Consider the following 21394-nt stretch of genomic DNA (forward strand, 5'->3'; position numbering starts at 1 on the left):
TGCACCAGATTGCCCCACCTGAGGGAAGCGCGCAGAACGCACGCCCCCCGGCGGACGGCGTCCCGGCCCCGACGAGTGCCCACCGGGCCCGGCTACCGTCCACGTATGACATCTCGTACGACGGGGACCGGGGTCGGACCGCTGCTCAGGAGCTGGCGGGAACAGCGCCGGATCAGCCAGCTGGAGCTGGCACTGCGCGCCGACTCCTCCGCCCGGCACATCAGCTTCGTGGAGACGGGCCGGTCCCGGCCGAGCGAGGCGATGATCCTGCGGCTCTCGGACCACCTGGACATCCCCGTACGCGAGCGCAACGGCCTGCTGCTGGCGGCCGGGTACGCGCCCCGCTTCACCGAGACCGCGCTGGACGACCCGTCGATGGCGGCGGTGCGGGAGGCGCTGGAGCGGCTGCTGCGGGGGTACGAGCCGTATCCGGCGCTCGTCGTGGACGGGACGTACACGCTGGTGGCGGCCAATCGGGGCCTCGCCCTGATCATGGAGGGCGTGCCCGAGCATCTGCTGGTGCCGCCGGTCAACGCGATGCGGGTCATCCTGCATCCGGAAGGGGCGGCGCGGCGCATCCGCAACTTCCGGCAGTGGCGGGGGCATCTGCTGGACCAGATGGAGCGGCAGATCGCGCTCGACCGCTCGGACGCGCTGCGGGCGGTGTACGAGGAGGTCGCCGCGTATCCGCCGCCGGAGGGGGTCGAGGACGGCCCGGCGGAGACCGACGAGGCCGGGGACGCGGCGGCCTTCGCGCTCGGGAACTTCGCGCTGCCGCTGCGGATCGAGCACGGGGGGCAGGTCCTGACGTTCCTGTCGTCGATCTCGACGTTCAACACCCCCATGGACGTGACGGTCGCCGAGCTGGCGATCGAGACGTTCCTGCCGGCCGATCCGGCGACGGCGAAGTATCTGCTGTCGGCGCTGGGCTAGACACGCCCCGGGGTCTCGGGGGCGGACCGGTCCACCGGTGGGGCCGGTGGACCGGTCCGGTCGCCGGGTCAGTGAGTGTCGTGTCCGTCCCGGCGGGGCTCGGCGGTCCGGGTCGGGCCGGTGGGAGCCGTCGTGGGGGCGGCGGGGGCGGTCGGCGGGGCCTTGGTCTCGTGCTCGCTGGAGCGCTGCGCCTCGGCGCGCAGCAGGGCGTTGAGTACGGCGAAGGGGTCGATGGGCATGGCTCTGTCCTCGCGGTGCGATGGGGGTTGACCGGGCTGACGGGGTCGGGGCCGGGCCGCGGAGTGACGTCGTCCGCCGGTGGGGCGGGCGAGCGCGTCAGGCGTCGTGAGCCGGACGGGACTTCGCGGGCGGGGCCGCCGGGCACGCGGGGCGTGCCGGACCTCTCAGCAGCGCAGCACCACGCGACGGGGCGCGGGAGGCGTACCGGGCGCGTCCGCCGACCGGGCGACCACTCCTCCGTACGGAGGGCGGAGCGACGCCCGCAGGTCCGCTCCGGCGCCCGTCCCCGCCGCCCGGCGGCCCGCCCGTGACGACGAGGGCTGCGCGGCCATCGCCGTGTCGTGGTGCCCCTCCCCCACGGGCTCGGGCACCGTCGACGCGGCCGGGCGGGGTTCCGCGCCGCGCGCGGCCGACGCGCAGGGGTCGAGCGACATCCCCAGGAGGGCGCACAGCACCATCAGCACGACGCACAGAGGCCCACGGCCCGCCGTGGCGGGCCGGGCGGCGCTGCGCGGTTCCAGGGCGCTGTTCACTCGGCACGACCTCCTGATCGTGCATCCTGTGCCCGCGCCCGCCGCCGTGCCCGCCGGGAGCCCGAGAACCGCTCTCCCGGGGGACACGGGTTACGCCGACCCGTGCAGGGCGGCCCTGTCGCGGGCTGATCTCACGCCGGTGCCGCGGATCGCGGGCCCGGCACGACGCCCCCGGGTCCGCGTTGACGTCAGGTGCCCTCGGGGTCCGGCTCCGGCTGTTCCCGGGGACACGGGTTACGCCCACCCCCGTGCAGGGCGGCCCCTGCGCGCCGGGCGGGGGCCTGCCGATCACGCCGGATCAGTGAGGCCCCGCCGCGCGGCGGCTGATGGCACCCCGGTGCCGTGGATCGCAGGCAGGCGCGGCGCCAGGGGCCGCGAGCCCGGCACGACACCCCCGGGTCCGCGTGGGCGTCAGGTGCCCTCGGGGTCCGGCTCCGGGTCCGGCTGGGGTACCGGGCCGCTCTCCGGGGTCTGGCCGAGGGGGATCTGCGGGCCCAGGCCGTCGTACAGCCAGCGCTTGAGCACCGTGTGGACCTGTTCCGCGCCCACCAGCTCACCGCCGCCGGGGACCGGTGCGGGCAGGGTCAGGGGCGACAGCAGGAAGGCGTTCGACTGCTCCCCGCCGAGCCCTCCGTGGGAGCCGATCTGTTCCTCGAAGGCGTGCACACGGCCCGTCGCCGGGTCGTACATCGAGTTGACCATGATGTCCGCGACATGCGGGAAGGTGTCGGTGCGCCGTACCGCGTCGGCTGCGCCCGGCCCCATCGCGGCCAGGATCCCCGTGTCGTCGTCCAGCTTGGCGACGGGGACCTCCGCGCCCGCGGGGCCCAGCACCACGGAGCCGTTCGCCTCGCCGCGTACGAGGAGGAAGCCGATGCCCGGATGGTTGGCGAGGGTGCGCAGCAGCGCCGGGTGGCGTTCGTCGATCTGTTCGCGGCTCATCCGCTCCGGGACGTCCGGGAAGGAGATCAGCCCCAGATTCCCCGAGGCGAGCACGATCGGGTCGGAGCCGCGTGCCGACCGCTTCTCGGCAGCGGCCTCGCCCTCGTTGGTCTCGTCGCCCTCGACGGGGCGGTGGAGGGCTATCCGTACGGCGTCCCGGGCCGCCTGGCGCGCCTCCGCGCCGCTCTTCGTACGTTCGGCGCGGCGCGGCACGGGCAGCCCGCAGCCGGCCCGTACGAGATCCCGGAGCGTGAGCCCGTACACACTCAGGAAGGTCTCGCCGGGGCTCTGGCCGTGGTCGGAGAGGAGCACGAGGCGGTACGAGCGCGGCGCGTGCTCGGCGACCTTGGCCAGCAGCGCGATCGAGCGGTCCAGCCGCTGGAGGACACGGGTGGCGTCGCGGCTGTGCGGCCCGGAGTGGTGGGCCACCTCGTCGTACGCGACGAGGTCGGCGTAGACGGCGGCGCGCCCGGCCAGCATGTCCCCTATCACCGCCGCGACGACGACGTCCCGCTCGACGACGGTCGCGAACGCCCGGATGAACGGGTAGAGCCCGCCCCGGCCCACCCTGGGCCGGTCGCCGCGGACGCGCGCCCGTGTCGACTGGCCCAGCTCACGACAGACCTCGGCGACGAAGGAGACGGCCGTGCGGACGGCGTTGGCGGGGTCGGTGAAGTACGCGAAATAACCGGCCCGGGAGCGGGTGGCCCTGCCGCGCCGCGCGGCCATGGACAGGACGAGCGCGAGCTGGTCGGCGCCGCCGCTGAAGAGATTGCCGCGGCTGGCGCCGTCGAGGGTCAGCAGCCCGGCGTCACGGGTGTGTTCGACGGCGCGGCGCTGGAGTTCGGCGGCGCTGGCCGGCCGGTTGCTGACCATGATCCGGCCGCTCTCCTTCTCGTACCAGCGGAAGGCGGGGATGTCGTGGTTGGTGCCGTGCAGGATGCCGAGCTGGCTGGCGCCGGTCTGGCTGGACCAGTCGGTGCGCCAGGGGGTGAGCCGGTGCGTGGGGCGCTCGCCGAGCCAGTCGGCGACGGTGGGCATGTGGCCGGCGGCGACGGCGTCGAGCAGCACCTGATGGCCGACGCCGTCGAGTTGGAGGAAGAGCGTGCCGGGTGACGCCGTGGAGCCGAGGCGCGCACTGTCCTCGCCGCTGCGGCGTCGGCGGCGTCCGGCGAGGCGGGAGAGCCGGCGCCGATAGGCGTCGTCGTCGCGGACGGCGAGGGCGGTGGAGGTGGCGGACGCGACGGCGGACATGACGGCGGCGACGACGATCGCGGTCTCGGGGTTGGCGGCGCCCCCGCCGTCGGGGGTGACCTTGAGCGCGACGAGCAGCAGCGAGCCGTTGAGGAAGAAGACCAGCAGGCCGAGCACCAGGGCCGGTACGAGCAGCAGGGCGCGGACCAGCAAGGGCCAGACCAGCGCGCTGAGCAGACCGAAGGCGCCCGCTCCCCAGGCGGCGGTGATCGCGGTCCTGGTGAGGCTGTCGTCGGCGCCCTGGAGCTGGAAATCGGGCAGGATCCCGGCGAGCACCAGCATGGTCAGCGCGGAGACCCCCCACACCACGGCCACCCGCACCAGGGCTCGGCCGGCGGTCCGCCATCGACCCTCGAACACCGCGTCTTCACCTCACGTCCAGGGCCCGCACACCCCGCGGGCTCGATGCACAGCCTGACACAGCGCGCGGCGCGGCCGGTCCTCGCACGGGGGCGGAGACGGGCGGGACGGGCTCGAAGGGGGCGGCGTGGTGGTGTCAGCAGCCGTCGTAGCCCGCGGTCGGCATGGAGAGCCTGCGGTGGACCTTGGCCTTCGACGTCGCGTCGTACAGAGGTTCGTCCGTCCCCACGGTTTCCAGGGGGATGCCACGGCGCTCGCACTCGGCGGAGAAGGCGGGGACGGACGCGAACGCCCGGTCGAGCACTCGTTCGGTGGGGACGACGAAGGCGTCGATCTCGCCGGCCTCGACGTCGACCCAGAGGCCGCAGTGGTCGGAACGCATCCGGTAGAGGAGCAGTTGTCGGGTGACGACGTAGCCCTTGTCGGCGGCCCACTGCGCGCACATGGCCTGCTGCCCGCGGATGTCGACCAAGAACGGCTCGCGGTCGAGTTCTTCGAGCGGGGTGAGGCTGGCTATCGCCGCCACTCGTAAATCGCCCATGTTTCCGGCCCCCCGCCTCGCTTCACCCGACCGCTCCCCCCGAAGCCGCCCCCTGCCCCCCGGTGTTCGACGACCCTACTCCGATCAGACCCTCTTCAGGAGGCGCGTATCGGGCAGGGACAGGCGCACGGATGTGTCGCAGGCGCACGCCCTCGGGCGCGCGGGGCGCAGGGGCGCGAGCCCTCCCCTGCCCGTGGGCCGGCCGGCCGCCGTACGCTGAGAGCCGGATACGGACGGAGCTGAGGTCCCGCTTTGGGAATTGTCATCACCTGGTGGGGTCATGCCACCTGCACCGTCGAGGACTCCGGCGTCCGGGTACTGACCGACCCGCTCTTCGCCCGCCGCCTGGCGCATCTGCGCCGCCGGCGCGGTGAGGTGCCGCCGCCCGAGGCGGCGGTCGCGGACGCGGTCCTGGTCTCGCATCTGCACTCCGACCATCTGCATCTGCCGTCGCTGGCCAAACTCGCGCCGGGCACCCGGCTGCTCGTGCCGCGTGGTGCCACGCGGGCGGTGCCCGGACTGCGGCGGCTCGACGCGGCCAGACGGACGGGTGGTCTGCGGATCACCGAGGTCGACGCGGGCGACGAGGTGGCGATCGGGCCGCTGCTGGTACGGGCGGTGCCCGCGTACCACGACGGGCGACGGCTGCCGGTCGGCCCGCAGCGCTCCCCCGCGCTCGGCTATGTGATCACCGGTGAGCACCGGACGTACTTCGCGGGCGACACCGGGCTCTTCGACGAGATGGCGGACGTCGTGGGCCCGGTCGATGTGGCGCTGCTGCCGGTCGGCGGCTGGGGGCCGCATCTGGGCCACGGTCATCTGAACGCCGCCCGCGCGGCCGAGGCGCTGTCCCGGCTCGGCGCGGGCACGGCGGTGCCGGTGCACTACGGCACGTTCTGGCCGATCGGTCTGGACGGGGTCAGACCGCACGAATTCCATTCGCCCGGCGACGAGTTCGTCCGGCAGGCGGCCCGGCGCGCGCCCGACGTCGCCGTGCACCGGCTGCGGCACGGCGAGAGTGTGCGGCCGGGGGCCGCCCGGTGATCGACCAGCTCATGAGTCAGCTGCCGTCGGAGTCGGCGCAGCAGGCAGTCACCTATCCCTCGCTGTTCCTGCTGGTGGCGCTGGGCGCGCTGGTGCCGGTGGTGCCGACGGGCGCCGTGGTGAGTTCGGCGGCCGTCGTCGCCTTCCATCAGACGGCGCCGCTCGCGCTGCTGTACATATTCGTGGTGGCGTCGTTCGCGGCGTTCCTCGGCGACATCACGCTCTACTGGCTGGGGCGGCGGGGGGTCAACTCGAAGAACGGCTCGCGCTGGCTGGCGGCGCTGGAGCGGCGGGTCTCCGACGACACGCTCGAACAGACGCAGCGCAAGCTGCGGGAGCACGGCGTGACGGTTCTCGTCCTCTCCAGGCTGGTGCCCGCGGGGCGGATTCCGGTGATGCTGGCGTGCCTGCTGACCAGGTGGCCGACGTCGCGGTTCATCAAGGGCGCGCTGCCGGCCTGTCTGGCGTGGGCGGCGACGTACCAACTGATCGGCATTCTCGGCGGTTCGCTCTTCGACGAGCCGTGGGAGGGCGTGGTCGCCGCGGTGGCGCTGACGGTGCTGATCAGCGGCGGGCCCACGGTCTGGCGGCGGCTGCGGCGGCACGGCAAGGAGGGCGGGCCGGACGGGAACGGCGCGGCGGACGGGCCGGCGGAGTCGGACGGTCAGCAGGCGTGAGGGCGGCGGTGCGGGTCGCCGGGTGAGCCTCGGTGCGGGTCGCCGGGTGAGCCTCGGTGCGGGTCACGACGTGGGGTCTCGATGCGGGTCGCGGGGTCGGCGCAGCTCCCGCAGCGCCGCCGTCAACAGGTGGAGCGCTTCGGCGACATGGGGCAGTTCCAGCGGCTCCACGGCGGTGAGGGACTCCGTCCGCAGCTCCGGGGTCGCCCCCAGCAGCGGCCCGGTGTCGAGCCGCACCCGCAGGGCGCCCAGTTCGTCCCCGAAGCGGTGCCCGCCGGGCACCGGCATGCCGAGCCGTTCGCCCAGGAGCTCTTCGAGTTCCATGGAGTCGCCGACGCCCCGCGCGCCCAGCCCACGGCGCAACGGGCCGAGATCCGCGTACAGATGGCGGCCCGCCCCCGGCGGTCTGGCCAGCGCCCCGGCCCCGAGAACGGCGCCGTGCACGGCGGCGGCCACGCGCGCGTGCAGCGCGGCTGCCTCGGCGGCCCGCGCCGTCACGGCCGCCGGCTCGTCCAGCGCGTAGGCGGCAGCGGCGGCGACCGGCCCCGCGACGAGCGCGCCCAGCGCGGTGAGATGGTCCACCGTCCTGGCGCGCCGGGCGGCGCCGCCGGGCGTGGCGGGGAAGCGCGCGACGGCGGCGGGCCAGGACGCCGGGGTGAGCGCGCCCGCCAGGTCGAAGAAGACGGTGACGTCGTCGGGCCACATCTCGGCGGGGCTGAGCGGCACCGTCTCGTGCGGCCGGTGCAGGGTGTCGCGCCAGGTCTCGTCGCTGATGATGTGCAGGCCCTCGCCGACGGCCGCCTCGCACGCCTCCCTGAGCAGCTCGGGCGGGGCCACGGTGCCGGTCGGGTCGTCGGCGATCGAGAGCAGCAGCAGCCGGGGTGTGCCGCCCTCGGCCCGTACCCGGCGCACCGTCTCCAGGAGGGCGTACAGATCGGGTACGCCGCCGCACTCGGCCGGGGTCGGCACCTGGAAGACCGGCCGGCCCAGGAGTCTGGCCTGCGGCGCCCAGGACGCCGGGTGCGGGCGGGGCATGAGGACGTCGCCTCCGTAGGCGGCGAGCAGCGCGAGGAGCAGCGGCTGCGCGCCGGCCGCCGCCGCGACCTCCTGGGGATGCGCGGGCAGACCGCGCCTGGACCAGTAGCCGCAGGCCGCCTCGCGCAGGACGGGTCCGCCGCCGGGCGGCTCGGGCGCGGTCCGACCGGCCGCGCCCGCGAGTACGGCGACCAGCTCGGGCAGCGCGGGCAGACCGGAGTCGGGGGCCAGCGGCCCGTACCGTACGGGCCCGCGCCCCTCGCGTCCCTCGTCCGAGGCGCCGGTCGTTCCCGTGCTCCCCGTCGTCCCCATGCCCGTCACCTCCCGCACTCCGCCCACCGGCCGCGCCGGGTGTCCGAGGACCGTGCCCCGCGCGGCGGAGGCCGCTACACCTGGCGGCCCAGCAGCGCCAGCAGCCGGGCCTGGGCGTCGGCGCCCCGCGGGGGATCCAGCGGGGCGTCGAACAGACCGCTCTGCGAGAGGCTCACCGCGTACGGTCTGACCTCCTCCAGCGCGAAGTCGACCAGCGGTCCGGGCAGCCGTTCGTTCACGCCGATCCCGCGTGACAGGTCCCATGTGTGCACGACCGCGTCGAGCACCATCTGTGAGCAGTACGCGTCGGCCTCCGTCGGGCCGTAACTGAGCTGCACCGGGCGCTCCAGCGCGCCCCGCTCGGCGAACGCGGCGCGCGCGCCCGCCGCCGCGCGGTCCCAGGCGGCGACCGGGTCGTCGCCGAGCACGTCGCCGTCGAAGGCGTCGCCGACCTCCGCCATGGTCCGGCGCTCGCTCACCAGCGCGGGCACCCACAGCTGCTCGGCCGTCAGGTGGTTCACCAGGTCGCGCACGGACCACTCCGTGCACGGGGTCGGCGCGTCCCACTGGTTCGCGTCGACGGCGTGCACCCGGTCCGTGAAGAGGTCGAGCGCCTCGCCGTGCCGGTCCAGCAGTGGATTGTCCATGGCACCCACTCTCCCCGGCCGCCCGGCCGGACGCGAATCCGGCCGGTCACGGCCGGGACGCCGGTCGCCGGAACAGCGCTCGCCCGGTCGCCGGAACGCTGCTTGGGGTCACGCGGTACGGGGTACCCGCGTTGCATGTCTGACATCTACGCGGGCCGCACCCCGGTCGACCCCGGTACCCGGGCCGGAGTCACCGCCCTGCTGAGCGGCTTGGACCGGCGGGTCTTCCGGTCGGCTGCGAACCGGCACTGGCCGGGCGCCGGACCGGTGCTGCCCCGGCTCAGCCGCTCGGCCAACCACGGTCTTCTCTGGTTCGGCGCCGCCGCCGGCATCGCGTTCCTCGGGCGCGGGCAGCGCTCCCGGCGCGCGGCCCTGCGCGGGGTGGCCTCGCTGGCCGTGGCCTCGGCCGCGATCAACACCGTCGGCAAGCGGACGGTGCAGCGCCGGCGGCCCGTCCTGGATTCCGTTCCGGTGATCCGGCAGCTGAAGCGGCAGCCGATCACCACCTCGTTCCCGTCCGGGCACGCGGCGTCGGCCGCCGCCTTCGCGACGGGGGTGGCCCTGGAGTCGAAGGGCTGGGGCGCGGTCGTGGCGCCGATCGCCTTCTCCGTCGCGGCGTCGCGCGTCTACACCGGCGTGCACTACCCGAGCGACGTGCTGGTGGGCGCGGCGCTGGGTGTGGGCGCGGCGTTCGCGGTACGCGGCATCGTGCCGACCCGCTCCCAGCTGCCCTCGCCCGGCCGGCCGCACGCGCAGGCACCGGCCCTGCCGGAGGGCGACGGCATGGTCATCGTCGTCAACCGCGCGTCGGGCTCGTCGGACACCGCGGGCGCGCTGCACGACGCGCTGCCGCTCGCGGAGTTCGTGGAGTGCGACCCCGAGGAGGTGAACACGGAGCTGGAGAAGGCGGCTGAGCGCTGTACGGCGCTCGGCATCGTCGGCGGTGACGGCACGGTCAACCGGGCCGCGGTGGTCGCCGCCCGGCACCGGCTGCCGCTGGCGGTGTTCCCCGGCGGCACGCTGAACCACTTCGCGTACGACCTCGGCATCGAGCACGCCCAGGACACCTGCCGCGCGATGACGGCGGGCGACGCGGTCCGGGTCGACCTCGGGCGGTTCACCGGGCCCGACGGGGTGACCGGCCACTTCCTCAACACCTTCAGCCTGGGTGTCTATCCGGAGCTGGTGCGCGTACGGGAACACTGGTCGCCCCGCATCGGCGGCTGGCCCGCCGGAGTGGTGGCGGCGGCGAAGGTGCTGCGCGGCCAGCATCAGCTGGAGGCGGAGTTCGACGGCCGGCGGCGGTCGCTGTGGATGCTGTTCGCCGGGAACGGCATCTACCAGCGCTTCGGGTTCACCCCCGGCCACCGGCTCGACCTCGCGGACGGTCTGCTGGACGTGCGGGTCGTGCACGGCGGAAGCTTCCCGAGCCTGCGGCTGCTCGCCGCCGCGGCGGCCGGACCGCTGAGCCGGTCGCCGGTGCACGCGGCGGAGCGGATGCGGCGGGTACGGATCACGGGGATCGCGCCCGGTACGCCGCTGGCCTTCGACGGCGAAGTGGCCGAGGCCCCGACCGAGTTGACGATCGACAAGGGGAACGAGGCGCTGACGGTGTACCGTCCGCGCGCCTTCCAGTGAGCGCCGGCCCGGCCACTGAGCCCGGCCGCTGAGCCCGGCCACCGGGGCCCGGCCGCCGATGTGCGCGTTCGGATATCGGTGGCGGGGCCGGGACCGGGGGCCGAGGATCACCGGTATGGAATCCGCGCCCACGACCTTCCTCGAAACCCCCCGGCTGCGCCTGCGCTCCTGCGTCGAGGCCGACCTCGGGCGGCTCCTCGCGCTGGACAACGACCCGGGTGTGAAGCGCTTCATCGACGGCGGCGTGCCCGCCGAGCCCGGGACGTTCCGGGACGAGGCCCTGCCCCGGCTGCTCGGGCGGGGCTTCTGGGCGGCCGAGGAGCGGGCCACCGGCGAGTGGCTGGGCTGGTTCGAGCTGAGGCCGCTGCACGACACCGGCTGGCGGGTGGTGGAGCTGGGCTACCGGCTGCACCGGGCCGTATGGGGCCGGGGGTACGCCACGGAGGGCGCCCGCGCGCTCGTGCGTAAGGCGTTCACGGAGCTGGGCACCGAGCGGGTCACGGCGAACACGATGACCGTCAACACGGGCTCCCGGCGGGTCATGGAGAAGGCCGGACTGACCTTCGTACGGACGTACTTCGAGGAGTGGCCGGAGGTCATCGAGGGCTCCGAGGAGGGCGACGTGGAGTACGCGCTCACGCGTGAGGAGTGGCGGCGGACCATCGCGCCGACCACATCGTAAGACGCGGGTCTCATATTCCGACATGGCGGCGTACCGTGACGGGACCACTTCACCCGAGGGAGTCCGGATCATGCCGAGAGAGACCGCCGTCTACACCCACGGCCACCACGAGTCCGTCCTGCGCTCGCACCGCTGGCGCACCGCGGCCAACTCGGCGGCCTATCTGCTCCCCGAACTCCGTTCGGGACTCGATGTGTTGGACGTGGGCTGCGGCCCCGGCACCATCACCGCCGATCTGGCCGGGCTGGTGGCGCCCGGCACGGTGACGGCGGTCGACGCGGCGGCGGACGTGCTGGAGCGGGCCGCCGAAGCGGCCCGGGAACGCGGCCTGGACAACGTCCGGTTCGCGGTCGCCGACGTCCACGCGTTGGACTTCCCCGACGACTCGTTCGACGTCGTCCACGCCCATCAGGTGCTCCAGCACGTCGGGGACCCCGTACAGGCGCTGCGCGAGATGCGCAGGGTGTGCAGGCCCGGGGGCGTCGTCGCGGCGCGCGACAGCGACTACGGCGCGTTCACCTGGTATCCGTCGTCGCCGGTGCTGGACGGCTGGCAGGAGCTGTACCGACGGGTCGCCCGCGCCAACGGCGGCGAACCCGACGCCGGCCGCAGGCTCCGCGCCTGGGCCCGCGGCGCGGGCTTCACGGACATCACGTCCACGGCGGGGACGTGGTGCTTCGCGACACCGGAGGAACGCGCGTGGTGGAGCGGCCTGTGGGCGGAGCGTACGACCGCGTCGGTGTACGCGGAACTGGCGGTGCGCGGCGGCCACGCGGACGAGGAGCGGCTCATGGCGATCGCGGCGGGCTGGCGCGCGTGGGGCGACGACCCGGACGCGTGGTTCATGGTCCCGCACGGTGAAATCCTGTGCCGGGTCTGAGAGTTGGTTCCCCGCGGTTCATGGTCACTACGAGCGGTGCTTCGATACCCTCACCGGTATGGAAATCCTGGGAACCACGCTGCGTATCTGCGTCGACGACCTGGAGACCTCGGTCGCCTTCTACGAACGGCTGACCGGTAGCCCCGCGCTCCGTTTCGAGCGCGGTGGGGTCTCCGTCGCCGCCGTCAGTTGCTTCCTGTTGATGAGCGGTCCGGCGGAGGAGATCGAGGTGCTGCGCAAGGTCACCGCCACGATCGCCGTCAAGGACGTCGACGAGGCGTACGCCGCGCTCACCTCCGTCGGCGCCCAGGTCCTGGCGGGCCCGGTCCCCACCCCGGCCGGCCGCAACCTGATCGCGGTCCACCCGGACGGCTCGGTCTTCGAGTACGTGGACCGCAACCCGGTCCAGAGCGCCTGACCCGACGCGCGCGGGAGACGGTCCGTGCGGCTTCGCCGGACCGCCCGTGTGCGGCCGGGCCGTCCACGGCCGCACCTCCCCCGCCCCGCCGAGCCCGTCAGCCTTCCGGCCGCATCCGGTAGTCGTACTCCTCCGGCAGCGGATCGTCCGTCAGGGACGCCCAGACCTCGTTCAGCGTCTCCGCGCCCTCGCGCAGGTCCGCCACCTCGAAGCCCGCGTCGAACAGGGCGCGGGCCGCCGCCTTCTCGTCCTCGGCGAGCAGGACCTGGGCCTCGATCAGCCGGAACGCCCCGCGCTCCCGGATCCCGTCCGGGAGGCTGTCGAGGATCCGGCGCGCCTCCCGTGCCCGGTCGGCCGCGAGCAGCGCGGCGATCGCCTCGCGGGCCAGCGCCGCCGTGGCCGCCGTCCAGGACTCGGCGCCGCCGGCGTCCTCCCGTTCCCGGCAGAGGTCGTCGAACGCCTCCGCGTACTGGTCGGCCGCCCGCTCCCCGTTGCCGCCCTCCCGGTCGGCCAGTGCCAGACAGCGCAGCAACGGCCAGCGGGAGGTGGCCAGTTTGAGGCCGCGTTCCCAACTCCGCACCGCCTGGGCCAGATCGCCCGCGTGCCACTGCGTGACGCCGAGGTGATACTCCGTCAGCGGCTCGGCGGGCGCGGTCTCCAGCATGTCGCGCCAGTGCGGGGCGACGAGCGTCGGGCCCGGCGGTTCGGGCGTACGGGCCTTCGGGAACGTGCCCTGGGTGTACAGCTCGACCCACGGCGCCTGCTCGTCGCCGAGCAGGGACTCGTCGAACGGTGTGCCGGGCAGCTGGTACCCGCCGCGCATCGCGCCGCGCATGACTTCGAGCGCGCCCCAGCCCGAGCCGGTGGCGAGCCGTTCGCCGGGCTCGGTGTCCGCGTGCGGCAGCCACGCCTCGTACGCGGCGTCGATGTCCGCGCGGGGCAGTACGCCCTCCAGCCGGTTCTCGACCTCGGCGCGGGCCGCGTCCCAGTCGGCGCCGTGGACGGCGGCGGGGTCGGCCGACAGCGGGCCGTACGACTCCAGCCAGCTGAACTCCTCGTGGCCTTCGAGCTTGACGTGTTCGAGCTGGGTACGGGCGAGCCCGGCCTGGATCTCGGCGTAACCGGTCGTGTCCGGTTCGGTGAGCCACCGCTGCCAGCGCCGGCCGCCGCGCCCGGCGCCCCACAGGAAGAGCTTGCGGCCACGCAGCAGGTCCGTGGACGTCTGGACGAGCCCGTGGCCCTCCCCGTCGAGCGAGGTGATCCACTTCCGGGCGGCCCCCGGGACTTCGTAGAAGTAGTCCGCCGGGTGTTCGCCGCGCAGCGGGTACGTGCGGTCGACGCCCTCGTGCTCGGGCACCGGGACGCGGCGCAGGGTCCGCGCGTAGCCGAAGTGCCACGCCTCGTCGGCGGGGGCGAGGACACGCGTACGCGCGTCCTCGGGGACGGCGATGTTGGACCACCAGTAGACCGGCGCGGGCCCCTGGTGCGGATTGCGTATCCGGACGCCGACATGCAGGAAGTCCGAGTCGTCGGGCAGCCAGAGGTCTACCTGGAACGGCAGGCCGCGCAGTGGCTCCCACTCCCAGAGGCGGACCATCTCGCCGCCGTCGGGCGCGGGCACGAGCGCGGCGTTCAGCGGCGCGCAGGAGAGGGTGGTGTGGCCGGTGGCGCCGATGTTCCACTCGATGCCGCCGGAGAACCAGGCGCCGTTGAGCGCGAAGTCCGCGGGCTGGAACACCGGGTTGCGGTAGACCAGTTCGCGGCCGGTGGGCTTGTGGTGCAGGGAGTGGACGCGTCCGCCGAGGCCCGGTAGGACGGTGGCCCGCAGCCGGTCGTTCTCGATGACGATCGCGTCGAAGTCGGTGGGCTCGCGGTCGCGGCCGTAGCCGTCCAGGATCCGGACGGGCAGCAGGGTGCGCAGGGGCTCGTACCCGATCTGCCGGGCCATGTCGCGGGGCAGGTCCCGCTTCGCGCGTTCGTCGACCGAGTGCGTCTCGTCGAGCGGCCGGAGCGCGGGCAGGGGGTTCTCCGGCCCCAGAGGGGCGGCAGGCAGGGTCAGTACGGCACGTCGCACGCTCGTGGCCACAGGCAAACCTCGCTTCGCTCACGGGGGCCGGCGGCTCGGTTGGCCGGCGCGCACCCGATGACCATGGAACACGGTCGAGTGCGCGCCGAACAGAGCACCCAGGGGTCAGTCTTGGGTGAAGGCCGCCACAACGATGTCCGCGAGGAGCGCCCCGGCGGCGCCGTCGGGGTCGAGATCGGGGTCGTAGATGGTCAGGTTGAGGCCGACGCAGCGCTCCGAGCGCACCAACACCCGCAGGAGCGACTCCAGTTCGTGGGGCAGCAGCCCGCCGGGGTCCGGGGCGTCGACGGCGGGCATGACCTCGGGGTCGAGCACGTCCGCGTCGAGATGCACCCAGAAGCCGTCGGTGACGGGCAGCTCCAGTGTCTGGAGCACGGCACCGGCCATCTCGGCGACGCCCCACTCGCGGAACTCGCCGACGGACACCGTGGGGATCCGCAGCCGGGCCAGCTCGGCGAGGTCCTCGTCGCCGTCGCGGATGCCGAAGAGGCGTACGTCCTCGTCACGGACGTACGGGCGCAGCCCCTCGATGTCGCTGAGGTCGGCCTGGCCGCGCCCGGTGGCGATGGCCAGTTCCTCGCCGCCCGCCGCGCCGACGGACGGGGAGTTCCCGGTGTGCCGGAAGTCGGCGGAGCCGTCGATCGCGGCGATGCCGTACCGGCCGAGCCGCCGCAGCGCGAGCGAGGCGCCGAGCTGGATGGAGCAGTCGCCGCCGAGGACCAGCGGGAAGTCGCCTGCCCGCACATGGTGCTCGATCCGGTCGGCGAGGCGGGGGGTGTACGCGGCGATGGCGGCGGCGTTGAAGACACCGTCGCCCTCCTTCCAGTCGCCCCGGTCGTAGCGGGGCGGAACGACGACCCCACCCTCGAAGGCACCGAGCCGCCGCAGGATCCCCTGCTCACGCATGGCACCGGCCAGCTTGTAGCAGCCGGGCACGGTGCCGGGCGCCGGTGGGCGCAGGCCGAGGTTGGAGGGGGCGTCGATGACCACGATATTCCGCATGCGGTCCATCCTCGGCGTCGTACGCTCGTTCTTCAAACAGGATCTTCAGGAAGAAGGCGGCACGTCCATGGCCACACAGCACACGTACCGGGTGATCGTGCGCGGGACCTTCTCGGAGCTGACGGACGAGGCGCGCGCGTGGCTGCTCGGCGAGGTCGACGAGCACGGGCTGAGCCAGATGCGGTTCACGCCGGAGGGGTCGCTGACCTACGACCGGGTGCTCAAGCACTTCTCGTACCGCTTCGTGGTGGTGTCCGACGCGGCCGACGGCGAGGAGATGGCCGCGGCGGTCGCCGAGGACCGGGCCGAGGCGGCGCTGAGGGCGCTCGCCGGAGGCGCCGGTGTGGGGTTCGGCGAACTGCGCTCGACCGTGACGGACATGGACACGATGAAGATCAACCGGAAGGGGCGCTAGGGGGTGTGTTGTCGGACATGTCCGCGGTGATCGCCCAGCGTTCGTGGTCGCGCCAGTCGCCGTCGATGCGCAGGAAGTCCGGCGAGTAGCCCTCGTGGCGGAAGCCCGCGCGGCGTACGAGTGCGATCGAGGCGGCGTTCGCGGGCTGGATGTTGGCCTCCAGGCGGTGCAGGCCGAGCGGTCCGAACGCGTGGCGCAGTACCTGGCGGAGCCCTTCGCCCATCAGGCCCCGGCCGGCCGCGTGGGCGAAGGCGCCGTAGCCGAGGGTCCCGCTCAGGAAGCCGCCCCGGACGATGTTGTTGATGTTGATGAACCCGGCGATCCGGCCGCCGTCGGCCAGGTCGCAGACGAGGAAGCCCGCCTTGGTGGGGTCCTCGATGACGCCGCTCGCGTAGTCGGTGTACGCCTCGGGGGTCTGGGGCGGGAAGAGCCAGGGGCGGTGCAGTTCCCTGCTGTCGCGGGCGAGCGCGGCGAACTCGTCGGCGTCCTCGTACCGGTAGGGGCGTACGCGCGTGCGCTGACCTGCGGGGGCGGTGCTGTCGGGCATCGCGCCAGCCTAGACGGTGCCGTGCGGGGTGCGTCAGCTCAGCGCGGGCGCGTCCAGGGTGAGCGTGGCGCCGTCGGCGGATGCCTCCAGGAGAGCCGGGACGCCCAGCGGCACCGTCAGATTCGTCGGGCCGTGCCCGAAGCCCAGCTCCTCCACGATCGGCACACCGAGTCCGCCGAGCCGGTCGAGCATCAGGGCGCGGACCGTCTCGTACGGGCCGCAGCCCGTCCAGGAGCCGAGCACGATCCCCGCGACGCCGTCCAGCCAGCCGGAGCGCAGGAGTTGGGTGAGGATGCGGTCCAGCCGGTACGGCTCCTCCTCGACGTCCTCGATCAGCAGCAGCCCGCCGGCGGCGGACGGGCGGGCGTGCGGGGTGCCGAGGTCGGCGGCCAGCAGGCTGACGCAGCCGCCGAGGGTGACGCCGTGGGCCCGGCCGGGGACCAGGGCGCGGGCCGTGGCCGTGCCGACGGTGCGCACCGTGTCGGGTTCGAGGAGCGTCGCGCGCAGCGACTCCTGGGTGCCCGGGTCCTTGAGGAAGGTCAGGGCGGCGACCATCGGGCCGTGCAGGGTGGCGACGCCCGCGCGGACGGCGAACGCCTCGTGCAGCGCGGTGATGTCGCTGTAGCCGACGAAGGGCTTGGGCGGCGCCGCGCGCACGGCGTCCCAGTCGAGCAGGTCGACCATGCGCTGGACACCGTAGCCACCGCGTGCGCACAGGACGGCCTCGACGGTCGGGTCGCACCAGGCGTCCTGGAGGTCGCGGGCGCGTGCCTCGTCCGCGCCGGCGAGATAGTCGAACTCCCGGTGCCGGTCCAGGACATGGGGCGCCACGACGGGGTCGAGACCCCAGCCGCGCAGGATGTCCAGGCCCGCTTCGAGGCGGTCGGCGGGCAGCGGGCCGCTGGGGGCGACGACGGCGACCTTCGCGCCGGGCCGCGGGCGGGGCGGGCGTACCCGCGCGGTGAGCGTCATTTCCGCAGCTCCAGTCGGGGGACGTCGGGGCGGCTGATCCCGAACGTCTGGGCGTACAGGGACAGTTCGGCCTCCAGCGCGCGGACCATCGTGTCCGCCTTGCGGAAGCCGTGGCCCTCGCCCTCGAAGGCGATGTACGCGTGGGGGATGCCGCGCCCGGTGAGCTGGTCCAGGAAGCGTTCGCACTGGACGGGCGGGCAGATCACGTCGTCCAGCCCCTGGAGCAGCAGGAACGGCGCGGTGATCCGGTCGACGTGGTTGATCGGGGAGCGTTCGCGGTAGCGGCCCGGTACGTCGGCGAAGGGGCCGACCAGCGACTCCAGATACCGCGACTCGAAGTCGTGGGTGCCGTCGGCGGCCCAGGTCGACAGGTCGAGGATCGGATAGCTGATGGTCACGCACGCGTAGAGATCGGTGCCGGTGAGCGAGGCGGCGCTGGTCCAGCCGCCCGCGCTGCCGCCCCGGATCGCGAGGCGCGCGGGGTCGGCGGTGCCCTCGTCGGCGAGGGAGCGGGCGACGGCCGCGCAGTCCTCGACGTCGACAACTCCCCATTGTTCGCGCAGCCGTTCGCGGTAGGCGCGGCCGTAGCCGGTGGAGCCGCCGTAGTTGACCTCGGCGACGCCGATGCCGCGCGAAGTGAAGTAGGCGATCTCCAGGTCGAGTACGAGCGGGGAGCGGCTGGTGGGCCCGCCGTGCGCCCATACGACGTACGGGGGCAGTTCGTCGCCGGGCGCGCTGTGGGAGGGGCTGTGCGGCGGATAGATGTGCGCGTGGATCTCCCGGTCGTCCGGGCCGGTGAACACCCGGATCTGCGGCTCGGGGTAGTACACGGGATCGACCGGGTCGTGGTGTGCCGAGCCGATGACCCGGGCGCGCCCGGTCGCCGTGTCCAGTTCCACGATCTCGTACGCGCTGCGCGGACTGGCGCCGACGCCGATCACACGGGTGCCCCGGACGGCGAGGGTGGCGGCCCATTCGGTCCACGGCCCGGCGGCGTCGGCGAGTTGGCCGGTCTCGGGGTCGAGGATGCCGAGCGCGGTGGCGCCCTTGCCGTGGATGACGGCGACGGTGCCGTCGGCCAGCGGCCGGAACCACTGGAGGCCGATCGTCCACAGCGGTCCGCCGAACTCCTCGTCGACGACAGGGCTCAGCCGGGTGGGAGGGGAGACGCCGGCCGGCCGCGATTCGTCGAGCCTGAGCCGGTCCAGCTGCCACCAGTCGCCGGGGTCGGAGACGTACAGGAGCGAGCCGTCGGCCGCCCAGTCGGCCTGGGCGACGGATCGCGTCGGGCTTCCGGCGACGGTGCGGACCTGTTCGAAGGTGTCGGTGTCCGTGATGTCGGCGAGCAGCAACTCCGTGCCGTCCCAGGGCATTCGGGGGTGGTCCCAGGCGATCCACGCGACGTGCCGGCCGTCCGGCGACACCCGGGGTCCGGTGACGAAGCGGTGCGAGTCGTCGGAGAGTTCGCGCACGGCGGCCCGGTCGTCGGCGGCCGACCCGTCCAGGGGTACGGCGGCGACGACGCGGCGTACGTCGGTGGGTGACTCGCCGGTGAACTCCTCCAGTACGCACCAGACCTCACCTCCGTCGAGGCGCAGCTGGGGGTCGGCCCAGCGCAGGGTGCCGGTCTGCCGGCCGTCCGGGGCGGGGGCCGGGGTGAGTGGGCGCGGGGGCGCGTCGCCGTCCGGCTCGTACGCGTACAGGCGCTGGTCCGGGAAGTGCGCGAAGACGACGAGAGGGGAGCCGTCGGCCCGTACCGCCCCGGCCCAGGGCCTGCCGCCGTACTCGATGACCCTGCTGCGGACGTTCCAGGGGGCGGGCAGGACCGATTCCTCGCGGCCGTCGGGCCGGCGCCGTACGAGAACACGCCGGCCGCCCTCGCCGGGGCGCGGCTCCGTCCACCAGACCTCGTCGCCGACGGTGGCGACGTTGTCCGGCCGCCCGTCGTGCGAGGCGGCCAGCGCGGCGTCGACCGGTGACGGCCACGAGCCGTACGGCGCGATCTGCGGCATGCCCAACTCCCTTCAGGCGGACTGGAGATAGTGATCGAGGACGCGTACCCCGAAATGCAGGGCGTCGACCGGGACGCGCTCGTCCACGCCGTGGAAGAGCGCCTGGTAGTCGAAGCCGACGGGCAGCTTCAGCGGTGAGAACCCGTAGCCGGTGATGCCGAGGCGGGAGAACTGCTTGGCGTCCGTGCCGCCCGACATGCAGTACGGCACGACGTGCCCGGCCGGGTCGAACCGCTCGACGGCCGCGCGGAGTTTGGCGTACGTCGGGGAGTCGACCGGCGCCTGGAGGGCGACCTCGCGGTGGTGGAACTCCCAGTCGACGTCGGGCCCGGTCAACTGGTCCATGGTGTCCCGGAATTCGTCCTCGGTGCCCGGCAGCATCCGGCCGTCGACATAGGCGACGGCCTGCCCCGGGATCACATTGACCTTGTAACCGGCCTCCAGGACCGTCGGGTTGGAGCTGTTGCGGACGGTCGCCGCGACGAGATCGGCGGCGGGGCCGAGCTTGGCGAGCAGCGCGTCGGCGTCGAAGTGCTCGGACTCGAAGTCGCCGTCGATGCCGTGCAGCGCGGCGAGTTCCCGGAGGGCCGCCCGGACGGTCGGGGTGATCCTGAGCGGCCATTCGTGGTCGCCGATCCGGGCGACGGCGGCGGCGAGCCTGCTGACCGCGTTGGAGCGATTGACCTTGGAGCCGTGGCCCGCCCGGCCGTGCGCGGTGAGCTTGAGCCAGCCGGTGCCGCGCTCGCCCGCCCCGACGGGGTAGAGCGCCATGCCGGGCCCGGCGTGGAAGGTGAAGGCCCCGGACTCGCTGATGCCCTCCGTACAGCCCTCGAACAGCTCCGGGTGGTGGTCGGCGAGGAAGCCGGAGCCGTCGATCGCACTGGCCTCCTCGTCGGCCGTGTACGCGAGCACGATGTCGCGGCGCGGCCGGATCCCGGCGCGGGCCCAGGCGCGGACGACGGACAGGACCATCGCGTCCATGTTCTTCATGTCGACGGCCCCGCGGCCCCACACGACGCCGTCCCTGACCTCGCCGGAGAAGGGGTGCACGGACCAGTCGGCGGGCTCGGCCGGCACCACGTCCAGATGGCCGTGGACCAGGAGCGCGTCGGCGGTCGGGTCGGTGCCGGCGATGCGCGCGACCACGTTGGTCCGGCCGGGGGTCCGTTCGAGGAGGGTGGGCTCCAGTCCGGCGGCGGCCAGCCGCTCGGCGACGTACTCGGCGGCGGGGCGCTCGAAGCAGTCGCCGCCACCGCGGTTCGTCGTGTCGAGACGGATGAGGTCCGAGGTGAACGACACCACCTCGTCCAGCGCCACCGCGTCGACGGCCTGGGGCGTCCCGCCCGTGTCCGGGGTCTCCGGGGTCTCCGGGGTCTCGTTCGCTCTCATGTCAGCCATACTGTTCCTCCACCGCGGCCGAGACGATCGTGGTGACCGCCTTGAACGTGCGAATGCCCTCGTACATCGTCTCGCTCGTGTAGGCGACGCGCCGCTCGCCCGCGGGCACCACGCCCGGTACGACGGTGGCCGCCCCGCAGAGATGTTCGGCGTCGAACTCCAGTTCCACGGTGAACGGGCCGCCGACGACCGGTTCGTACCGTACGGCCAGCGCCGTCGCCTCCTCGGCCGCCGCACGGATGTCGGCGGCGGTACGGGCGGGGGTGCGGCAGACCGCCGCGTACCGCGAGACATGGTCCTTGACCGCGACCTTGCGGGCGTCGGGCGCGTAGCCGTCGGCGTCCCGGCAGGTCAGGTCGTCGCCGGTGACGAGGACCACGGGGACGCCGTACTCGGCGACGACATGGGCGTTGAGCAGACCCTCGCTGGCGCGCACGCCGTTCAGCCAGACGCCGGTGATCGAATTGGCGAGATAGGTGTGGGCGAGAACGCCCTCGGTGCCGGCGCCGGTGTGGTAGCCGACGAAGGCGATCGCGTCGACGTCACCGTGCTGCACCCCTTCGACCATGCTCAGCGACTTGTGGCGCCCGGTGAGCAGCTGGGCCCGTTCGTCCAGCTCTTCGAGCAGCAGATTGCGCATGGACCAGTGCGCCTCGTTGATGAGCACCTCGTCGGCGCCGCCGGCCAGGAAGCCGAGGACGGCGGCGTTCACGTCCGAGGTGAACAGGGTCCGGCAGCGCTCCCACTGCGGTGTCCCCGGCAGGACGTCGGCCGGCCAGGTCACACCCGTGGCGCCCTCCATGTCGGCGCTGATGAGGATCTTCAT

21 protein-coding genes are annotated in these 21394 nt (G+C 73.9%); 8 read left to right on the plus strand and 13 right to left on the minus strand.

The window, feature by feature from the left end; translation table 11 throughout:
- Window positions 1-105 precede the first annotated feature (105 nt).
- The gene (locus ACFYNU_RS03645; protein WP_356584862.1) at window positions 106-933 is read left to right on the plus strand and encodes a helix-turn-helix transcriptional regulator; all 828 of its coding nucleotides are present in this window, start codon (window positions 106-108) and stop codon (window positions 931-933) included.
- 68 nt (window positions 934-1001) lie between these two features.
- Here the strand turns inward: ACFYNU_RS03645 and ACFYNU_RS03650 are convergent, their stop codons facing one another.
- From ACFYNU_RS03650 to ACFYNU_RS03665, 4 genes are all read right to left on the minus strand, one after another.
- Window positions 1002-1172 (minus strand): hypothetical protein, encoded by a 171-nt coding sequence (locus tag ACFYNU_RS03650; protein ID WP_356584861.1) that lies wholly within the window; start codon window positions 1170-1172, stop codon window positions 1002-1004.
- 165 nt (window positions 1173-1337) lie between these two features.
- On the minus strand, window positions 1338-1706 hold the full coding sequence (locus tag ACFYNU_RS03655; protein ID WP_356584860.1) for a hypothetical protein: 369 nt from the start codon (window positions 1704-1706) through the stop codon (window positions 1338-1340).
- A 411-nt stretch (window positions 1707-2117) separates the two neighbouring features.
- Window positions 2118-4262, minus strand: coding sequence for a phage holin family protein (locus tag ACFYNU_RS03660; RefSeq protein ID WP_356584859.1), 2145 nt, complete (start codon window positions 4260-4262; stop codon window positions 2118-2120).
- Window positions 4263-4398: 136 nt separating this feature from the next.
- A complete protein-coding gene (locus ACFYNU_RS03665; RefSeq protein WP_356584858.1) occupies window positions 4399-4803 on the minus strand; it encodes a hypothetical protein in 405 nt (134 codons plus the stop codon).
- 258 nt (window positions 4804-5061) lie between these two features.
- On the opposite strand from ACFYNU_RS03665, the gene ACFYNU_RS03670 reads away from it, so the two are divergent.
- Both ACFYNU_RS03670 and ACFYNU_RS03675 read left to right on the plus strand, forming a co-directional pair.
- Entirely contained in the window at window positions 5062-5847 is a 786-nt protein-coding gene (locus tag ACFYNU_RS03670) for an MBL fold metallo-hydrolase (RefSeq protein ID WP_388765134.1), read from the plus strand.
- 11 nt (window positions 5848-5858) lie between these two features.
- Complete coding sequence (locus ACFYNU_RS03675; RefSeq protein ID WP_356584856.1) at window positions 5859-6524, plus strand: VTT domain-containing protein; 666 nt, start codon at window positions 5859-5861, stop codon at window positions 6522-6524.
- 63 nt (window positions 6525-6587) lie between these two features.
- Here the strand turns inward: ACFYNU_RS03675 and ACFYNU_RS03680 are convergent, their stop codons facing one another.
- Together ACFYNU_RS03680 and ACFYNU_RS03685 are read right to left on the minus strand one after the other, a co-directional pair.
- A complete protein-coding gene (locus ACFYNU_RS03680; protein WP_356584855.1) occupies window positions 6588-7871 on the minus strand; it encodes an aminotransferase class I/II-fold pyridoxal phosphate-dependent enzyme in 1284 nt (427 codons plus the stop codon).
- 74 nt (window positions 7872-7945) lie between these two features.
- Entirely contained in the window at window positions 7946-8518 is a 573-nt protein-coding gene (locus ACFYNU_RS03685) for a TIGR03086 family metal-binding protein (RefSeq protein ID WP_356584854.1), read from the minus strand.
- Window positions 8519-8653: 135 nt separating this feature from the next.
- Between ACFYNU_RS03685 and ACFYNU_RS03690 the strand changes: the two genes are divergently transcribed.
- The 4 genes from ACFYNU_RS03690 (at window position 8654) to ACFYNU_RS03705 (ending at window position 12136) form a co-directional block, all read left to right on the plus strand.
- Window positions 8654-10156, plus strand: a complete 1503-nt coding sequence (locus ACFYNU_RS03690) for a phosphatase PAP2 family protein (RefSeq protein WP_356584853.1) — start codon at window positions 8654-8656, stop codon at window positions 10154-10156.
- Between the two features lie 115 nt (window positions 10157-10271).
- Entirely contained in the window at window positions 10272-10838 is a 567-nt protein-coding gene (locus ACFYNU_RS03695; protein ID WP_356584852.1) for a GNAT family N-acetyltransferase, read from the plus strand.
- Between the two features lie 70 nt (window positions 10839-10908).
- Complete coding sequence (locus ACFYNU_RS03700) at window positions 10909-11718, plus strand: methyltransferase domain-containing protein (protein ID WP_356584851.1); 810 nt, start codon at window positions 10909-10911, stop codon at window positions 11716-11718.
- A 58-nt stretch (window positions 11719-11776) separates the two neighbouring features.
- Window positions 11777-12136 (plus strand): VOC family protein, encoded by a 360-nt coding sequence (locus tag ACFYNU_RS03705; protein WP_356584850.1) that lies wholly within the window; start codon window positions 11777-11779, stop codon window positions 12134-12136.
- Between the two features lie 97 nt (window positions 12137-12233).
- On the opposite strand, the gene ACFYNU_RS03710 is transcribed toward ACFYNU_RS03705, so the two are convergent.
- Both ACFYNU_RS03710 and ACFYNU_RS03715 read right to left on the minus strand, forming a co-directional pair.
- Window positions 12234-14222: a DUF5107 domain-containing protein gene (locus ACFYNU_RS03710; RefSeq protein WP_356584849.1), complete on the minus strand. Its 1989-nt coding sequence runs from the start codon at window positions 14220-14222 to the stop codon at window positions 12234-12236.
- Window positions 14223-14327: 105 nt separating this feature from the next.
- Complete coding sequence (locus ACFYNU_RS03715; protein ID WP_356584848.1) at window positions 14328-15224, minus strand: arginase family protein; 897 nt, start codon at window positions 15222-15224, stop codon at window positions 14328-14330.
- Between the two features lie 67 nt (window positions 15225-15291).
- On the opposite strand from ACFYNU_RS03715, the gene ACFYNU_RS03720 reads away from it, so the two are divergent.
- Entirely contained in the window at window positions 15292-15639 is a 348-nt protein-coding gene (locus tag ACFYNU_RS03720; RefSeq protein ID WP_356584897.1) for a DUF6204 family protein, read from the plus strand.
- Here the strand turns inward: ACFYNU_RS03720 and ACFYNU_RS03725 are convergent.
- Genes ACFYNU_RS03725 through ACFYNU_RS03745 form a run of 5 tightly spaced genes read right to left on the minus strand, consistent with a single transcriptional unit; the run spans window position 15620 to window position 21394 of the window.
- Window positions 15620-16186 (minus strand): GNAT family protein, encoded by a 567-nt coding sequence (locus ACFYNU_RS03725; RefSeq protein WP_356584847.1) that lies wholly within the window; start codon window positions 16184-16186, stop codon window positions 15620-15622. The two genes, ACFYNU_RS03720 and ACFYNU_RS03725, sit on opposite strands and share 20 nt — an antisense overlap.
- A gap of 33 nt (window positions 16187-16219) precedes the next feature.
- Window positions 16220-17158 carry an LD-carboxypeptidase gene (locus ACFYNU_RS03730; RefSeq protein ID WP_356584846.1) on the minus strand — a complete coding sequence of 313 codons (939 nt, stop codon included), beginning with the start codon at window positions 17156-17158 and terminating at the stop codon, window positions 16220-16222.
- On the minus strand, window positions 17155-19170 hold the full coding sequence (locus ACFYNU_RS03735) for a prolyl oligopeptidase family serine peptidase (RefSeq protein ID WP_356584845.1): 2016 nt from the start codon (window positions 19168-19170) through the stop codon (window positions 17155-17157). Before ACFYNU_RS03735 ends, ACFYNU_RS03730 begins: the two co-directional genes overlap by 4 nt.
- 12 nt (window positions 19171-19182) lie before the next feature.
- Window positions 19183-20559, minus strand: coding sequence for a M20/M25/M40 family metallo-hydrolase (locus ACFYNU_RS03740; RefSeq protein WP_356584844.1), 1377 nt, complete (start codon window positions 20557-20559; stop codon window positions 19183-19185).
- 1 nt (window position 20560) lies between these two features.
- Window positions 20561-21394: a M55 family metallopeptidase gene (locus ACFYNU_RS03745; RefSeq protein WP_356584843.1), complete on the minus strand. Its 834-nt coding sequence runs from the start codon at window positions 21392-21394 to the stop codon at window positions 20561-20563.

It is taken from the genome of Streptomyces sp. NPDC006643 (assembly GCF_042870175.1).
In the GTDB taxonomy this organism is placed as follows: domain Bacteria; phylum Actinomycetota; class Actinomycetes; order Streptomycetales; family Streptomycetaceae; genus Streptomyces.

Bases quoted from the DNA above. Each gene is read 5' to 3' on its own strand.
- ACFYNU_RS03645 (WP_356584862.1), top strand. From the start codon at position 106: ATGACATCTCGTACGACGGGGACCGGGGTCGGACCGCTGCTCAGGAGC.
- ACFYNU_RS03650 (WP_356584861.1), bottom strand. From the start codon at position 1,172: ATGCCCATCGACCCCTTCGCCGTACTCAACGCCCTGCTGCGCGCCGAG.
- ACFYNU_RS03665 (WP_356584858.1), bottom strand. From the start codon at position 4,803: ATGGGCGATTTACGAGTGGCGGCGATAGCCAGCCTCACCCCGCTCGAA.
- ACFYNU_RS03675 (WP_356584856.1), top strand. From the start codon at position 5,859: ATGAGTCAGCTGCCGTCGGAGTCGGCGCAGCAGGCAGTCACCTATCCC.
- ACFYNU_RS03680 (WP_356584855.1), bottom strand. From the start codon at position 7,871: ATGGGGACGACGGGGAGCACGGGAACGACCGGCGCCTCGGACGAGGGA.
- ACFYNU_RS03685 (WP_356584854.1), bottom strand. From the start codon at position 8,518: ATGGACAATCCACTGCTGGACCGGCACGGCGAGGCGCTCGACCTCTTC.
- ACFYNU_RS03690 (WP_356584853.1), top strand. From the start codon at position 8,654: ATGTCTGACATCTACGCGGGCCGCACCCCGGTCGACCCCGGTACCCGG.
- ACFYNU_RS03695 (WP_356584852.1), top strand. From the start codon at position 10,272: ATGGAATCCGCGCCCACGACCTTCCTCGAAACCCCCCGGCTGCGCCTG.
- ACFYNU_RS03700 (WP_356584851.1), top strand. From the start codon at position 10,909: ATGCCGAGAGAGACCGCCGTCTACACCCACGGCCACCACGAGTCCGTC.
- ACFYNU_RS03705 (WP_356584850.1), top strand. From the start codon at position 11,777: ATGGAAATCCTGGGAACCACGCTGCGTATCTGCGTCGACGACCTGGAG.
- ACFYNU_RS03715 (WP_356584848.1), bottom strand. From the start codon at position 15,224: ATGCGGAATATCGTGGTCATCGACGCCCCCTCCAACCTCGGCCTGCGC.
- ACFYNU_RS03720 (WP_356584897.1), top strand. From the start codon at position 15,292: ATGGCCACACAGCACACGTACCGGGTGATCGTGCGCGGGACCTTCTCG.
- ACFYNU_RS03725 (WP_356584847.1), bottom strand. From the start codon at position 16,186: ATGCCCGACAGCACCGCCCCCGCAGGTCAGCGCACGCGCGTACGCCCC.
- ACFYNU_RS03730 (WP_356584846.1), bottom strand. From the start codon at position 17,158: ATGACGCTCACCGCGCGGGTACGCCCGCCCCGCCCGCGGCCCGGCGCG.
- ACFYNU_RS03735 (WP_356584845.1), bottom strand. From the start codon at position 19,170: ATGCCGCAGATCGCGCCGTACGGCTCGTGGCCGTCACCGGTCGACGCC.
- ACFYNU_RS03740 (WP_356584844.1), bottom strand. From the start codon at position 20,559: ATGAGAGCGAACGAGACCCCGGAGACCCCGGAGACCCCGGACACGGGC.
- ACFYNU_RS03745 (WP_356584843.1), bottom strand. From the start codon at position 21,394: ATGAAGATCCTCATCAGCGCCGACATGGAGGGCGCCACGGGTGTGACC.